The organism is Butyricimonas faecihominis, assembly GCF_033096445.1.
GTDB classification, from domain to species: Bacteria; Bacteroidota; Bacteroidia; order Bacteroidales; family Marinifilaceae; genus Butyricimonas; species Butyricimonas faecihominis.
This window is the reverse complement of record NZ_AP028155.1, coordinates 2,601,226-2,617,282: the sequence shown is the minus strand read 5'-3', so window position 1 is coordinate 2,617,282 and position 16,057 is coordinate 2,601,226. Positions and strand designations below refer to the sequence as shown.

The following is a 16,057-nucleotide window of genomic DNA, read 5'->3' as shown; positions in this document are numbered from 1 at the left end:
TCAGATTTCTATTTAAGGGTTAAGAACATTTTTCCTTGCGTGTTACCAACTTCCATTTTGGCTGAAGAAATGCGACCTGTTTTATTTTTCTGTATTGTTAATTGTATTTCAAATTTTATATATTGTGAAAACAGGTTTCCATTTACTTGTGCAAATTGAATTGGAATTGTGGGTAAATAATTATGAGATAATAGTGTACCTTTATATTGCTGCTCGCTTTCATAATAATAATCGTATGATTTGAATTGAGCTTTATCTAGGATGAAACTTTCTTCAACAATATTTTTTGAGTTATAAAAATTGATTTTGATTTGATCATCGAATTTAGTTATGCCGACTTTAGTTCCTAGCAATTTTCTTTTTATAGATTGTTGATCTAAAGAATAGGCTTTACTACTTGAAAATGAGACATCTGTTATTGTCAGTTTTTTTTCTTTACTACAAGCTGAAAATAGTAATCCAAGTATCAATAAGATTGGTATTATTTTGTATTTTTTCATACGGTGATTTATTTATTATTAGTAATTAGATAATAGTATCTTGGTGAATGGTTGAAATTTAATCGAATATCATAACTAGAATGCCTATAATAAAAGCCCAGATTATAGCTTTAATGATATAATGGGTAATCATTCCTGTTTTAAATTCTTCCCTGTCCATGATAAATTTTTAATTGCTATTACGATAGAATGTTAGGGTATAAATATAATATCCTCACCTTCTCTTGTTTTAAAATTGGGTTTACATTGGTTATATTCACATTGGTACATTAAATTCTGTATTTTCTGAAATAGAGCTACATCATAAAAAAGTCCACCAAATTCTTTTGTTGCGGTCAGTAGAATTTTCAATGTATCTATCTCAAGCTTGGTCATGCCATCTTGTTTTAACTCAGCCATTATTTGTGTTGCTTTTTGACGCATATATTGAGGTATATCAGAGAATCTACTGAGTGGTTTAGAAGTATTATAATTCACTAACTTGTTTAATCCTTTACAAAGTGTAGCTGTGTCTTTAGATGAAAATTTTACTAGCATATTTATTATATTTTGAGTGATCATTATTAAAGTAATTTGTTTATCCCCGTAGATTCAATGATAATATTAAATAATTGCATTTCTTGGGGAGCTTCTTTACCGTCTGCCTTTATCATCTCTATAAGCATTTTAACAAGAGCGAGTTTTTTATTATCAGACATGGTTTTTATAAGAACTAGAGAAAGTAAGATGTTCTGTTCTTTCCCTTGTTCAAATTCTTCTTGAGTGATTCCGATTGTGTTTTGTATTTGATTAAAATATAAAACTTCTCTTAAGTCGACATCGTTATCAACATTCATCATTCCAATTAAAATAGATGTAATAGCAATGCGTTCAATTTTATTAAATTCCATGGTTACTAGTGTATTTTTCCTCAATTCCCAGAAGGTATTATATAAAAAGAAAAGCGTGGGAACTGTTAGAATTATCGCAACTGAGGGTCTGGACTCCCTACACACGGATAAAACGACACCCCACGCTAAACCATTATATGCAAGTCGTATATATGGCAAGCATGAACGTTTGTATCGCTTATCCTCGTGTGTTGAAATTGTCCAGATTTCAGTTACAGGATAAAACTAAACGCCTTCTATATTTAAATTCCATCACCAGATCGCTCTAGTGACACAACAAAGATATAGAATAAATGGCATTTAACAAACGTCCACGAAGGGGTGTCGATTGCAAAAATATTAAAATTTAACATGATAATCTTCCGATCAATGATTTTCACCTCTCTGGCTGCCTATTCAATATAAACAACCAAAGAGGTGAAAATCCTTACCCTCTCTTGGATAGTAACAGGATTATAAAAAAGATAAAAACAGCACAAGATTCCACTATTGCTGATTTTGGATAGATGGTGAACAAGGCAATGGTGTAACCCATGAAAGTGATCAAGATCATCACCATGTACCGTTTTAAATTCCTTTCAAATTTCTTATCTCTCATCTATCTTGAGTATAATTATTCCTCCTAGTAACCTTCCTCTGAATAGCTGGAATAACCATCTTCCCCCACGATAATATGATCCAGACAATTCATGTTTAACAGCTTGCAGGCCTTCATCATGTTCTTGGTTATTTTTATATCCTCTGGACTGAAAGCCAAACTCTGGCTTGGGTGGTTATGGAATATAATTAGATTGACCGCATTGGTCTTTACCATCAATTGCAAGGTGGTTCTTGGGTCTATGATAGTATGCTCTTGATTCCCGACACTGAGCCTTGCGACACCTAACACCTTGCAGCTTGTATTTAATAGCATCACCCATGCTTCCTCATGGTGATATAAACAACCTTCAAAAAAGGGTTTGATGAGTTTATATGCCTCCATCGCCATCGTGACCCTTGGTCTATCCTTGGGTTTAACCTCTGGCTTGTATTTAATCTCCACCTCTGATAATAGTGTTAGATCATCACAATCTTCTCCCGCTTTAGTTTCATTGATGAGTGGTGATGATAGATTCTTTTCATTCATGATTATAAATTTAATTGATAAGACACTGGTTTTAAATAGAGAAGTGGATGAAAAATGAATGAAGTATCACCATGAATCATCCTCTTTCCATCTTGTTTTTATTTAAAGCCATGTTGGGGGATGTAAGAGGGGAATGCTCTTGTCATTCAACTGGAACTTGTAATAATTTTGATAGAACGGTGCTTGCCTGTAAAATCTTCCAGTATCTAACCAGATCATGATATTTTCAAACAAGCTCTTCATGATTCTGGCTAGATGGAGTAAAATATAAACCTTGATAAATTCTAGGGTAGGGGGGAATGAATTCAATCTCCCTCTCCATTTAACCCGTTATGATTATATTATTATTTTCAATATAGAGGTCTAGCTGGAGATATTAAAAAACAGGACTATTTTTTCGCTGGAAATAACAGTGATCCCAACTTGGATGATAGTGATTTTCCAAGCCGGGGAAATGGAGCTTGAGGACAAAAGAGTGTCTATTCTAATATCATTCATCAACTTTTGTCCCTTCCTCCATGATGGATTTCTCCCTTATAACGGTCATGGCATCCACTGTTTTCCCGTCTTGATTAAAATATCCATACCGGGTGATAAACCATTTATCTAAATCTGTAGCCTTGGCCCTTGCTGATTCTTGCAGCCCTAACTCTACATGATAAATATGGTTTAAGATCTCCCTCCAACTGCTGACTTCCAGTTTAACCGGTAAGGCATAACGTTTCTTGATGTAATCTACCACTCTTCTGGCATCTGGAATGTTTGCCAGTTTACCCAGCTCCCTCTTTATGTTAGAAGTTTTATATTTCATCTTCTTCACTTTATCCACACCCAGTTTTTCATAAGCCTCTTTCACTAGAGGGTATTCTTTCGCCAGAACTTGATGTCTTTCTTCTTCCAAGTTGAACAGTCTAGAGAAGTGATAAGCTAGAGAGTTTTCACCTTCCCTTTTTTCCATTAACTGGACATACTCTTCAAAGTAATCCTTGAAACATTTTCTGGTGGAGGTTCCTGCCAGTAATTTCAATGAAGGAGTTCTCTCGTGTGGAACATGGTCTATCTCGGAAACGATATAATTCTGGCTGCTGAAGGTTTGTTTCAAGTTTAAATCCTTTCCAAGTAGCTCACACCTTTTTTTGTAGTTATATAAATCCAGCATGTACTTGTTGGTATCCACTTCCAGCTTGGATTCTTTGTTTATAAAGATGCAAGTGTCATTCAATCCTTTTTTCACGAGATCTATCTCCCACAATCTATCTTTCTCTTCCAGTTTATTGATCCTTTCAATTCCAGCCCTAGTATTTTCCAGCTCTTTATCAATAAAAGCCTTGTACTCTTCCCATGATAATTCTAGTTTTTTGGGGAAAGGGCAAATGTAAGTCACCCTGTTCTTGTACTTGCTATCCCTGATCCTTCCACATATCTGTTTCATGGAGGTGGATATATCTATAATCCTACCTTCAGAGTTACCATCACTCACCACTATGGTGTAACCATTCATGTCTAGAATATCACTACCTTCAAAAACGGTGGAGGTGTAGAAGTTGAATTTTTTGGAAGGGGAGCTGGTGGTGGATATTTCTACTCCTTCACCCAGTTTTTTCTTGTTCATGTTATTATTGGAACACACCACTCTAAACAACCCCGGTGGTAACTGGGATTTTTTTATAATAGAGGAAATGAACGCCACGCTATTAACAAAGAAATGAAGGTTTATATCCCCTTGCATGGCACACCCTCTACTGTAAGCTATATAAAAAAGAACCTGTTCCAGCAAGCTGTTGGTTCTAACCACCGTGACCTTGACCGGCTCCAGTGTCTTCCAGCTAATTTCTTGCACTGGCAGGAATTTCAATTCATCCATGATAAACATTTCATCCACGGGTGTGGCAGTCATGAAGGTAACAGATTTAAACTTGGTAGCTTCATCCAGTAAATTCCTCACCGCTTTATCTCTAAACAGGTTATCAAGAAACAACCTGTGATATTCATCCACCAGTAAAAAGTAATCTTCATAAGCATTCCCACCTTTGGCAGCTATGATCTTTATAACCTTGGGTAATGAATCGTATGTAACCATTATTTTCTTCACTTCATGCTCGTCAATGTAATTCTTGATCTGGTATTCTTCCACCCCTTCCATCACACCCAGTATGTTATCCCTTCTCTCTTTTCTATTTAAATTAGGCTCTATCTTGTTTTTTATCAAATCCTTGGTAGGAACCGCTATAATGGTGTTCCTCTTGTCATTCAGAACCATTTCAGTACCCCCGCATCCAGTTTTTCCTTTATGTAACAAGCAATTAACTGGAAATTCTTCTAGATACTGGTTCAAGTATTCTTTCCCTTCCGGGATGGTTATTGTTTTTAAATATTTTATATTCATCATTATTTATATTTAATTGATAATGTTAATGTATTCTTTACCTGTTATTTATAAATTGTACTTGGAATAATAATGTCCTTGTCTAGTAATGATTATATCATGGAGTGGCAATGTTGAATAATCCTGTTGCCAACCTCAAGGATAAGTTTCATGAACCTCCCTCTTCTCTTGATCATCATCTCCCACAAGCTCAAAAAATCCGGAAGGGGAAATGAATCAAGAAAGTATCTATCTCTAGTATGTAAATGAATATCTGTCCATCAACCAATAAATTAACTAAACATCAATTAATAAAGAGATAGAAGGAAACAATCTATATCATGTGAATCAACCACCTCTTGATCGTTAAACCTCCATCATCCTTAACCATCTAAAACTTGGATGGGATCAAGACAAGCACCTGAAATGAAATATATCTAATCAAGATATTATATACTGTTTCTCCATCCAGTGAATATTGAATAGAAATCTATTTAATAACCATACCTTCATTATATTCTCTAGATCATCATTCTCTTCATTTCCTTTCAAAACTCTTTATATACGGGGTATAAATAATTAATTCCTGTACCATCCCGGATTTTTAGAGTGATATAAAATTGCTTGTTATAATAAAGGTATATTTAAAAATTTCAACCGGAATCGAGGTGGAAATGATTATTTATATAGAGATAATAAACAGGTATTCTTTTTAAATAGAATATTTCTTTTTCACTTTTTTGCTTGATGTCCATTTTATTGGTGTTTTCTTTATTGATGCTAGATTGTTCATTTATCATGTTATATTATTTTTAGATTGACTGATTTCTAGATTGATTGATGTATGTTATCTTTTTATCCAGTTTATATCATTGTTTTGATTGATAATATCCCGTTTAACAGGGGGAGGATTTATATATGATGTGTTTCTCCCCTCCAATTTTAAATATTGATTTCCAGGGGGTGTTATTTAAACATGGATAATTTACATGGCTTTTCCAATAGAGTGCCATGGATTGAATATTCAAGGTGTGAGAAAGTGATTATTTCACCTTTCCTTGTTTTTATCTCCAGGGAGAAATGAAGTCGAGCTTGATTCAATTTCATGATATAAAGATAAGAAAATCCGGCACGGGAAACTATGAAAATATCATCATGTTTGAATATTAATCTATTGATATATATATGTTTATATTCTGTTTCTCATTTTTTGCATGGATAAAGTATAGCCATAAAACAAGCCTTGGGCTGTTTTTACATGCTGGTTAAAAACTATTGATGACAGGGGATGAAGGACAATAATTGTTTATTTATATATGATAGATCCAGTTTTGTCCTTTTATATAGAATCTCTTCATGAAGCGATGAATTGTCTACCAACCTCAAGCAATATCCCGGTGTTAGTTTCTTTAAATTCTGGCCGGGGGTTATTCCCGGAAAGGGAGTATCTAGCATTCAATAGTAAATATCCTTTCTCTCCTTGCTTGTTCACTGTTCTCCTTTTAGAGGTTTCAAAGAAGCGGGAAATATCAGTGGCTTTAGCCTCCCTTTCCAGTTGGGCAATCTTGTATATATTATTCAATTCCTGTTTTATATATGATTCAGTGTATAACCTGTTTTCATGAAAGGTGTTCAAAACAAGATCAATGACAGGAAGCCGGGTTATCCCTCTATTGAACCTCTCCTTGATGATCTCTCTGGATAAGGTTTGTCGATCAAACCTCACCTCTTCAATAAATTCCCTAGTTAGGAGCTGGCAGGCCTCTAGTAACAGGGGATCTTCTTTTTTTAGAGAGTTGAAAATCATCTTTTGCTGCTGGTTTACAAGTGGTTCATTCAATTTGAAGTAATAGAATTCTTCCATGAATTTCATGTTCTTCATGAATTTGTTATATGTCCTTTTACCCAATCTCATCTCTTTATTCCCGTGATATTCTTCTGCAAAAGTGAGATTGAAGTAATCATTGCATTGCAGGTACGCTTCCCTCAATGTTTCCGGGGTCTGGTATATCCCCACCACCTCTTCATGATTTAACCTGTTATGAATCCTGTAACGGTTCAACTCCCCGTTTGGCATTATATATTCATGGATGGGAAGATGCTCTAGAAATTCTTGCAATGGACTTTGGAAAGAGTGGGGGAGTAACTCTTTATATCCCTTCACCAGCTTGTACGCATTATATTCTTCCATTATTTTTTGCAGGATTAATTCTTTAGATTCCGGTACAGCTTCTGGAGTGGTCAAGGCCAAGTGAGTGGTGGAAGCCACACCATTTCTGAACCTCCCTATAATTTGCCAAGTATCATCAAGGGGGGAGATCACAGAATTTCTGGCAACGCTATAATCGGAGAATATGATCACTTCTGGCTTGTAATCCAGTTCTATATCTAAGGCAGAGAAAAACCTGCTTGTAAGGAAATTATATTTATTGAAATTCCCTATCTGGTGATGGAATTGATGGTAACCATTCCTGTAGAGTTTATTCTTGTTATGCTCATCACCACTACAATAGATATTACTCTCCTCTTTAATCTCCAGCTTCTCCACCAGTTGCAAGCTGGTATCAATTGAATTTAAAAAGATGAAGTATTGTCTTGAAGTGTTTCTGGATAATATATCCTTCAATGTCTGGATGGTGTTGTTGGTGCTGATCACTGTTATATCTTTTTTGTATCTCTTCTCCAGTTTAATATCACAGGTGTATAGCCCCTCCTGTTTAAACAGCTCAACATCTTCCTTGGAGAAAGGGGAGGCAGATATTAGCGATCTCTCCTTGCACTTGAAGAAGTCTTCCAGTATGGCGGTGATAGCCACCCTAAAACGGGCATCATTGATTATCTTGTGAGATTCATCAAACAGCATGAAGTAAGAATGTAAATCTTCTCCAGTGGCATTGAAGGCTTCTCTTAACTTGTGAAATGATTCCGGGGTGGTCATGAATTTTTTATATCCAACCGTTGTCTTCAAGTAGTCTTTAATCTCTTTTACCTTAACCCCGTTTTTGACAGGGAAAAATTTCCCTTGCATGGATATTTCTTTCCCCTCGATAACTGGCAGGTTGGGTTCAATGATGATGGAGTTTCTGGGGGAATTAATTTCACAGGTGGTAGCCCCGCAGTTGGGTCTTGCCTTGTTAATGATGCAATTGACTGGTATGGCGGTGATATAACCTTCCTTGTTAAATTGTAATTTAGCTTTCATGTGAATTAGATATTTGACAGGAGAGGGGATTCCCCCCCTCCTAGAGGTTAAACATTTACTTGCTCAAAAGTTGGGAAAGTAGGTATTTAGTTTCACCTTCTTCTTTTAGATTGAAGGTCAACACCCCGAACTGGCTTTTATAGGATAAGTAGACATTCTGCTTGTTCCCGTAGTAAATTGTGAAATCACATTTCTTGCTCCCCAAAGACTTGAGGTACATTATTTCCCAGTCTTCTTCCATCCCGTCAAAGTCGCTGTTATTGAAGTCAACTTCATCATCAAGAACCCCCTCTTGAATGTACCTCAATAAACTCAAGAAGCTTTCACTGTTAGCCTTTAATGGCAACTTTATTGTTTCTGCTTCTCCAATCCCTATCCAAAATAGGCTATTCTCCCCGGCATCCTTGGCTGTAGTTATTCTCAGCACTGGTTTGTATGCGCAATGTCTTTTCAATTGCTCGTATTTTTTGGAGTAATTAATATTGTAAAAAGGTTTGATCTCAATTTTGGTCATCCTAGCAATAGCCTCTTTGATTCTATCCATACCAGTTACAGGTGCAGGAGACTGCTCTGCTGTTGTTTCTTCAACCTGCTCTTGAGCTACTTCCTCTTTTTTATCTGGATTTTCCATAACCTCTTCTTTAGTTTCAACTTTAGCCACTTGTTCTGCACGCTCTACTATTTGTTCTGCACCAATCTCTTCTTGAATCTTTTCGTTCATAATTTTTATATTAAAAAAATTTAACTTAAAACCCCATTCCGAATAATTGGCCATTTCATCCTTTCTGGGGGTGACGAGTTTCGGGGGTGAAGTTTCCAAACTCTCCATTTTTTCTTTTACCTTGGAGTGTCCCACCTTGTGAGACTGGAATCCTCTCAACCTTACATTCATCATTTTGTTCAATAGCTAAAGAACACCGTAACCAACTTTATGATGTTGATTACAATGCAAAGGTATGGCAATGGATTTTGGCAGGAAAAAATGTAATTCCAGAAGATAAGGGTGAATTTTCTATGTGATAAGAACCAGAGAGTTAAGGGTGTTTCATGGCATAAATTTTTACCAGTACTTGGGATTCCATATCTCCATTAATGTCTTCCCTTCTTCTTCATTAGATTCTGGTTGAATAGAGGCTTTCTCAAAAAATTCTTGTTTCTTGCTTTTATATGCCCCTCTTTCTTTCTCTCTCTCTAGATTGTACTTGATGTTAGTGCGAATGTTGTTGACCCAAGTGGAGAGAATCTTGCTCCTTTTCTTCTCTTCTTTTTTAATATTAAATTCATCATCATCCGGGACTATGGTAAGGAATCCCAGAACCTCCAAAAATTTGGTGATGAAGGTGCAGATTTTATCAGTTGTTTTCATTTCTGGGTCATGGTAGGGTGTTTCATCCTGCAAGAAGTGGTACAACTGGGTTACAATCCTGTGGAAGTCATGATCTGGTTTCGCTCCCACTCTATTTTTATATTCCTTCAATTCAAACTCCACCTCTTTAATATCATCTTCTTTTAAATACTGGCAAAGGTATTCTGTGAGATGGGTGAGAAACCAGTTATTCATGTTGTTCAATGTCAGGGAATGTTTTCCATAAGAAAGTGTTATATTTTTATATGGATCAGACCATGCCCCTTCCATTCTATATTTTGGAGAGTCTTTGTACTCTTGTTGATCGGAAGAGAAGTTTTTATGATTATCATGCAGGAATTTATATAGTGCCAGCATATCTGGTCTCACAAATTCATAGAAAATCCTGTAATTGTAGTCCCAGCATTCTGAATAATCTGGTTCAATGATAGATTCACTGTAAACGTAAAACATTATCCACAGGATGATCTTCTGTTTCTCATCCTTGATTAAATTGGATTCATCATCAAAAAATTCCTGTATCTTTTTAGCCAGTGATTCTGGGTAGACAATAGTGATTGGATGGTTCTCTTCAATGAAAAATTTCTTTGGATTGAAACGTGAATGATGCATTCCTTTTTCATCAACGGTGGTTTCTGTGGCTTGATTGTTATATAGTTTCTTGTTGCACCAGTCCAGCATACCATTTATTTCAAAGAGAGTGAATGAAAAATGTTCTTGCATTACTGGGAGTATCTCTTTTAAATCCCCACCGTTAAATTGATAGCCTAGATATTGCTCATCTTTTTGATCCACGCTTTCCATGATGCTTTTTGTTTTCAAAGATAGGGACAGAATTTGATTAATTATATAAGAAAAGAGAAAAAAAAGTCCTGAATCCAAGCTGGAAACAGGACTTTGTGACTATAAAAGGTTTTGCATTGCTGCATCAATCTGGGTGTTCTCAAAGCTATCCAAATAAATTTGAGTTGTTTTTAAATCTGTATGCCCCAACGCCTCGCTAATCAAGGCTACATTAACTCCAGATTTCTTTAAAACACTTGCAAATGAATGTCTCGCAACATAGGTTGTCACTTTTGATTCAATTCCAAGTTCAGAGGCTAGTTCTTTCAGTTCTTTATTAATTTGTGCCAACACTTTATGCCTCCTGTTCTGCTTTTGTAGTTCAGTTTTATGAATATTAGCATTCAAGATGGGGAAGAGATAAATCGCATTCTTTTGGTGTGAGGAATATCTTTTTATAATCTCCCTAGCTTGATCACACAATTGGAGGTTTATATCTCCATGTGTTTTCTGGCGGGTATATAAAAGCCTTCCTCTCTGGATATTTTTCATCGTTAGATTAGATATATCAACAAAAGGAATCCCACCGCATAAGTAGGAGAATGTGAATATATCTTTTGCAAGTTTCCGCAAAGGGGTATCCTTATTAGATTCTGTTGTGATAATTTGTTTCACATCATCCTTGGATATGGCTCTCTTCCTTGTTTTTGTTTTAAATTTTCCGATCTTGAAATCATCAAAAGGATAATCATTTTTACTTGCAGCCTTCTCCTCAATAGCTTTATTATATGCACTCCTGAGAGTTCTGAATTGCAAGCTGATTGTTGTCTCTTTATTACCTTTATTCCTTTGCCATTTTTCATAAGCCTGTAACCAATTTTTATCAATATCACTGAAATAGAAATTAAGCTCACTTTGAGTGAAAGCTTTTAAAGAGTTGAATGATGTTTTGTAAATAAGTCGATTGCCAACTTTATTGTTTTCTTCAAACTCCTTGATCAGTTGTTGATAAAACTCCTTCACAGTTTTTAGTTGAAACTTCTTTTGCTTGTTTTCTACCAATGATGCCGCAGTATATTGTTTTTGTGTTGCAGCTAGTTCTAAAATCTGTTGCTGGTATTCTGTTTCTTTCGCTAAAATGAGCTTGTTAATTAAATCTCTATCTGGACAATTGGGTTTTGGTTTGTTCTTTTGAAAGTCCCAGTGTTGGGGATGTACTGCTATTCCTAAACTATGATATTTCCTTTTACCATCTTTGGTAATTCTAAGCATTAATGGATGTTTGTTGTCTTTTAATGTTTTCTGTTTATAACAGATGATGCTAACTATTGCATTCATAGGCATTTAGTTTGCATTTCTGGTTTACATCTTGGTTTACATGAGGGGGTAAAAACCATGAAAATGGCCTGAAATGAAAAAAGCACCTACAATCGTAAGTGCTTTAAAATGAGAGCGGAAAACGGGACTCAAACCCGCGACCCCCAGCTTGGAAGGCTAGTGCTCTATCGACTGAGCTATTTCCGCGAATAAGTGGGGAGAGCAGGATTCGAACCTACGAAGACGATGTCAGCTGAGTTACAGTCAGCCCCAGTTGGCCACTTTGGTATCTCCCCTTTGTTCAAAGAACAGTTGCTTGTTTTAAGCGGGTACAAAGATAGGTAGTTTTGCGGAATTACCAAATATTACGTGGAAAAATCTTGAAAAAAATGTATTTCGTGGATAAAAGAATACGAGGAGCTTTCGGTACCGAAAACTCCTCGTTACATCTTATCGTCACTATGAGACCTATTTACGAGGACGATAAGTAATGTCAATGGTTCTTTCTTCCTCGAAACCTTTGTACTTGATGTGTAACTGTACGGAATCTCTTACCTCGTTAAATAATTCTTTTAGCGGGAAACTGACATAACCGTAAAGACTTTTGTTTTCCGGATCTCCGTATGCATTATGTCTGAATTCTAACAGGGTTTTCCCGTCCGCTGTTAATTCTTCATGCTTTGTCAGGTTGACCATGTGTTCTTTAGCGCCTCCGGCATAAAAGAATCGGAAGGTGATAAAGTCGTTGGCAATCCAGTATTCCGGTAATTCAATCGGATCCATACCCAAGCTGTCACTAATGGCTTCGGTATAGGGTACAATAGGTTTGGTAAGAAGCTTTTGCAGGTCGTTTACTCGCACGTAATGATCTACACTACTTCCCGGATTTGCATCTTGCAAGATGGTAAAATCCGCGTACACACGCATATTATTTTCTAAGTAACGTACCGGTACATTTGAAACGGATGGGTACAATACAGGACCTTTGTCCAGTATAATTCTGTAATCCTGATCACTTGTTTTTTCAATCGTACCGACTTCTAACCAGAATTTGTCCAAGCTATACCCGTCATCATTACAAGATGTGAAGGCGAATGTTGCCGAGAGCAAAAGAATAATTAGTGTCACTACTTTTTGATACTTCATTTTAAATCCCTTTTTATTACTCGTTGTTTTTTAGTTTTCATTACTTAGATGGATAATTGCGTGAATGGTTGCGTCTAATAATGTTAAAATCAATGGAAAAAGGCTATCATACATCGTATGATAGCCTTGATCCCTTGTTTTTGCCGGGATTTATGAATTTAGAAAAGAGTTTTTTTCAGGGAGAACAGGAATTCCAATCCCCCGTCTTTTCTATTTTTTGCCGAAATGTCTCCTTTATGGAAAAGAACGGCGTTCTTCACGATGGAGAGTCCTAGGCCGGAACCACCGTTTTGCCTGCTGCGTCCTTCGCATACACGATAGAAACGTTCGAAAATCCGGTTCAAGTGATTTTCTTCTATTCCTTGCCCCGTGTCATAGTAGGAGAAATAATAAAATTCCTTGTCTTCCATGTAGTTGTTTACCCCGATCGAAATATGATCTCCGGCATAATTGATGGAATTTTCAATGAGATTCCGGAATATAGCATAAACCAGCGTTTTATTTCCCTCGATAACCGTCTGGGGATTTATCTCGTTCTTCACGTTGATCCCGTGTGCTACGATCGGGGAATGCAGGTCATTAATGACCTCCTGCAAGGTGTTGTGAACATTCACTTGTTCCTTGTCAAAAAGTTCGGATGCCTCTTCCGTCTTGGTGATCAAGGCAATATCCCGGATTAAGTCGGATAGGCGAACGATTTGTGAATGCGTACGTTCCAAAAAGAAATGTTGCTTGTCCGGGGTAATATGGGGTTGTTCCAAAAGGGTCTCGATATAACCGCGAATACTGCTTACCGGAGTTCTTAGCTCGTGGGCGATATTATTCGTCATCTCCTGTTTTAGGAGCCTGTTTTTCTCGTTATCAGAGATGTTGTTTAGGGTGATTTCGAAACTGTTATCCGTGAAAATCAATAGTTTTACGGCAAAATGTTTGCCAGCCTTGCTGATCTTGTTCTGGTACACGGGGATATTGGTGGTATTTGGGTTTACCGGGGTGTTCTTTTGCAAGAATTCGTTTAGTTCTTTGAAATCCGGTTGTTCCAGAAGTTTTTCGACTTTGAATGTCGGTTCGTCTAGGATAATGTTCAAGTACTGGATAAAATGCGTGTTGGCATATATCTTTTCCCGGTTAGCGGAGAAGATGGCAATTCCCTCGTCGGAGTAGTGGAAGTGACGGAGAAGTTTCTCCTGTTCCACGTTGATCTGCTTGTTGCTCTCTTCTAAAAGTTGATAGTTATGAATGATCTTTTCACCGATCTCTCCCAGTTCCGTATTCGGGAAATGAATATTGTTGTAATTAATGTTGTGATTGTCGGCCGAAACGATAAAATCTTTCAGTCCGGAAATTGCTTTCCCGAAACGATCGGAGATATAAATCAGCGAGATCAGCGTGATAAAGAATAGTAGCGTGATAAAATACAGGAATATGTTGTCCGTCTTTAAAAAGTTCTGGATCTCGATGTCGTAAGGGAGAGCCACCCGGATAAAATAATTCATGTAGTCTTTGGCAAAATAATAGTACTCGACCCCGGTACTTTTAGAAAGCCGGATGGCGGTTCCTGTTTTTTGGATTAATGCCGTTTGGATTTCCGGACGCTGCAAGTGGTTTTCGATCTCTTGTTCCTTGTCGAGACTATTGTCATAAAGAACTTTACCATCATGATCCACTATTGTTAATCGTAAGTTGGAGGGCATAAGTACGAGTACATTCTTTAAAGAATCCATTTGCCCGTTGTTTATCAGATGATGTTGTTGAACGTAACGGGCGATGATGTCGGAATAATCGTCCAGCGTGGTACGCAAGGTCTCCGTTTTATAGGCTTTTTCCCGGTTCTGTTGGAAAAAGGTAATGACAACCGTGAAGACGGCGAATACAATGAAGAAGTAAATGAACAACTTCTGTTTATAGGATAATTTCATTGGAAATAGTTTTTGTATTAACGTTTAAAGTTCCACGCAATAGCCGTACCCGGAACGATTTGCGATATGTTTTCCCTGTTCGCCCAGTTTTTTTCTCAGTCGGGTGATGTGTACGTCGACGGTGCGTTCAAGCACGTAGCTGTCGTCACTCCATACCTTATTGAGAATGTCTTCGCGGGAGAATATTTTTCCGGGAGATTGTGCCAGCATGTTTAATATTTCAAATTCCTTTTTGGTAATCGGGATGAGCCGATCGTGGATGGAGACACATTTTGTACTTAAATCGATGTGCATCTCACCTATATCGATCACCTGTTTTTTATTGGCAGCATTCAACGAACCTGCTCTTTTCAAGACGGCTTTCACTCTTGCCGAAACTTCCTTGATCGAGAAAGGTTTGGATATATAGTCGTCGCCCCCGATATTGAAACCGGTGAGCATGTCATTTTCCGTGTCTTTGGCCGTCAGAAAGATGATCGGGGTTGAGTTGTGAAGATCTTTCCGAAGTTTCTCCGCCATCTTGAACCCTGACATTCCTCCCATCATCACGTCCAGCAGGATTAGATCATATTCCTCGGTCAGCATCTTTAGAGCCTCTTCCGCGGAGGGTGCGGTGTCAACTAGGTAACCTTCGCTCTCCAAGTTGAATTTTAAAATTTCTCTCAGGTCCTCTTCATCGTCAACCACTAATATCCGTTGTTTATCCATTGCTCTAAAATTTAGTTGTTATGAATATGTTTCGCGTTTTTCCCTTCCATCAGATAAATGGCCGCTTCAGCAATGTTTGTGGCGTTGTCCCCGATTCGTTCAATGTTGTATGACATTCCACTAAGGGAAAGGGCATCCAGCATATCTTGATCTTTGATCGTTTTGCCGACAAAGTGAAGAGGTATCCCGTGAATGATTTCTTTGTGGTTGTTGTCCACGAGGTCATCCGTCCGGATAATCTCTTTTGCCAAATTCTCGTCTTCACACGTAAAGGCAAAGATAGCATTTTGTGTCATTTTTTTTACCGTTTCCAATTGTAATAAAATGGTCGGGTGGAAAGATGCGTAAAGAGAACCCTGTAATTCAACTTCCCGGAGGAAGTCGGCAATATTGAGCAAGAGGTCACCGATACGTTCCAAGTAGGCCGTCATATCATGATAGGACATGATCTTTCGGCAATCACTGGCTCTGGGGCAGTAAAGTACGATGGAGTTGATGACTTCATCCCTGATTTTTACTTCCAGACCGTCAATGATAACTTCATTATGTTCGATCTTCGTGTATAATTCACCGTCTTTGTTGTCGTGGGTTGCGGTGATAACGAGTTCCATCTGTTGTAGTACGATGGTGGATAAGACTTCAAAGTCTTCTTTAATCTTTTCTAGGTATTTTTCTCTTATGGTAGTCATGTGGTGTAAGCTAAAAGTTATAAGCTAAAAGTTAATAAGGAATGTG

The 16,057-nt window shown here is 37.3% G+C and carries 13 protein-coding genes and 2 tRNA genes; all 15 read right to left on the bottom strand.

Annotated features, from left to right (window positions below):
- Positions 1-8 precede the first annotated feature (8 nt).
- The 15 genes from R8806_RS10855 to R8806_RS10785 all read right to left on the bottom strand — a co-directional run bounded on the left by R8806_RS10855 (position 9) and on the right by R8806_RS10785 (position 16,011).
- Entirely contained in the window at positions 9-500 is a 492-nt protein-coding gene (locus R8806_RS10855; protein WP_124318473.1) for a hypothetical protein, read from the bottom strand.
- A gap of 192 nt (positions 501-692) precedes the next feature.
- A complete protein-coding gene (locus R8806_RS10850) occupies positions 693-1,037 on the bottom strand; it encodes a hypothetical protein (protein WP_124316950.1) in 345 nt (114 codons plus the stop codon).
- A gap of 26 nt (positions 1,038-1,063) precedes the next feature.
- Positions 1,064-1,390 carry a tellurite resistance TerB family protein gene (locus R8806_RS10845; protein WP_124316949.1) on the bottom strand — a complete coding sequence of 109 codons (327 nt, stop codon included), beginning with the start codon at positions 1,388-1,390 and terminating at the stop codon, positions 1,064-1,066.
- A gap of 622 nt (positions 1,391-2,012) precedes the next feature.
- On the bottom strand, positions 2,013-2,516 hold the full coding sequence (locus R8806_RS10840; RefSeq protein ID WP_124316948.1) for a JAB domain-containing protein: 504 nt from the start codon (positions 2,514-2,516) through the stop codon (positions 2,013-2,015).
- Positions 2,517-3,006: 490 nt separating this feature from the next.
- Positions 3,007-4,905, bottom strand: coding sequence for a hypothetical protein (locus tag R8806_RS10835; protein ID WP_124316947.1), 1,899 nt, complete (start codon positions 4,903-4,905; stop codon positions 3,007-3,009).
- Positions 4,906-6,235: 1,330 nt separating this feature from the next.
- Positions 6,236-8,083, bottom strand: a complete 1,848-nt coding sequence (locus R8806_RS10830; protein WP_124316946.1) for a DEAD/DEAH box helicase family protein — start codon at positions 8,081-8,083, stop codon at positions 6,236-6,238.
- Between the two features lie 55 nt (positions 8,084-8,138).
- Positions 8,139-8,978, bottom strand: coding sequence for a hypothetical protein (locus R8806_RS10825; protein WP_124316945.1), 840 nt, complete (start codon positions 8,976-8,978; stop codon positions 8,139-8,141).
- A gap of 165 nt (positions 8,979-9,143) precedes the next feature.
- Complete coding sequence (locus tag R8806_RS10820) at positions 9,144-10,253, bottom strand: hypothetical protein (protein WP_124316944.1); 1,110 nt, start codon at positions 10,251-10,253, stop codon at positions 9,144-9,146.
- 99 nt (positions 10,254-10,352) lie between these two features.
- Positions 10,353-11,570, bottom strand: a complete 1,218-nt coding sequence (locus R8806_RS10815) for a site-specific integrase (protein ID WP_124316943.1) — start codon at positions 11,568-11,570, stop codon at positions 10,353-10,355.
- A 113-nt stretch (positions 11,571-11,683) separates the two neighbouring features.
- Positions 11,684-11,756 (bottom strand) — tRNA-Gly (locus tag R8806_RS10810).
- Positions 11,757-11,763: 7 nt separating this feature from the next.
- Positions 11,764-11,845: transfer RNA gene (locus R8806_RS10805), tRNA-Tyr, on the bottom strand.
- 172 nt (positions 11,846-12,017) lie between these two features.
- Positions 12,018-12,695, bottom strand: a complete 678-nt coding sequence (locus tag R8806_RS10800) for a NigD1/NigD2 family lipoprotein (protein ID WP_124316722.1) — start codon at positions 12,693-12,695, stop codon at positions 12,018-12,020.
- Between the two features lie 158 nt (positions 12,696-12,853).
- Positions 12,854-14,614: a sensor histidine kinase gene (locus R8806_RS10795; RefSeq protein ID WP_124316721.1), complete on the bottom strand. Its 1,761-nt coding sequence runs from the start codon at positions 14,612-14,614 to the stop codon at positions 12,854-12,856.
- A gap of 24 nt (positions 14,615-14,638) precedes the next feature.
- Complete coding sequence (locus tag R8806_RS10790) at positions 14,639-15,322, bottom strand: response regulator transcription factor (protein WP_124316720.1); 684 nt, start codon at positions 15,320-15,322, stop codon at positions 14,639-14,641.
- An 11-nt stretch (positions 15,323-15,333) separates the two neighbouring features.
- Positions 15,334-16,011 carry a phosphate signaling complex PhoU family protein gene (locus R8806_RS10785; RefSeq protein ID WP_124316719.1) on the bottom strand — a complete coding sequence of 226 codons (678 nt, stop codon included), beginning with the start codon at positions 16,009-16,011 and terminating at the stop codon, positions 15,334-15,336.
- Positions 16,012-16,057: the final 46 nt, after the last annotated feature.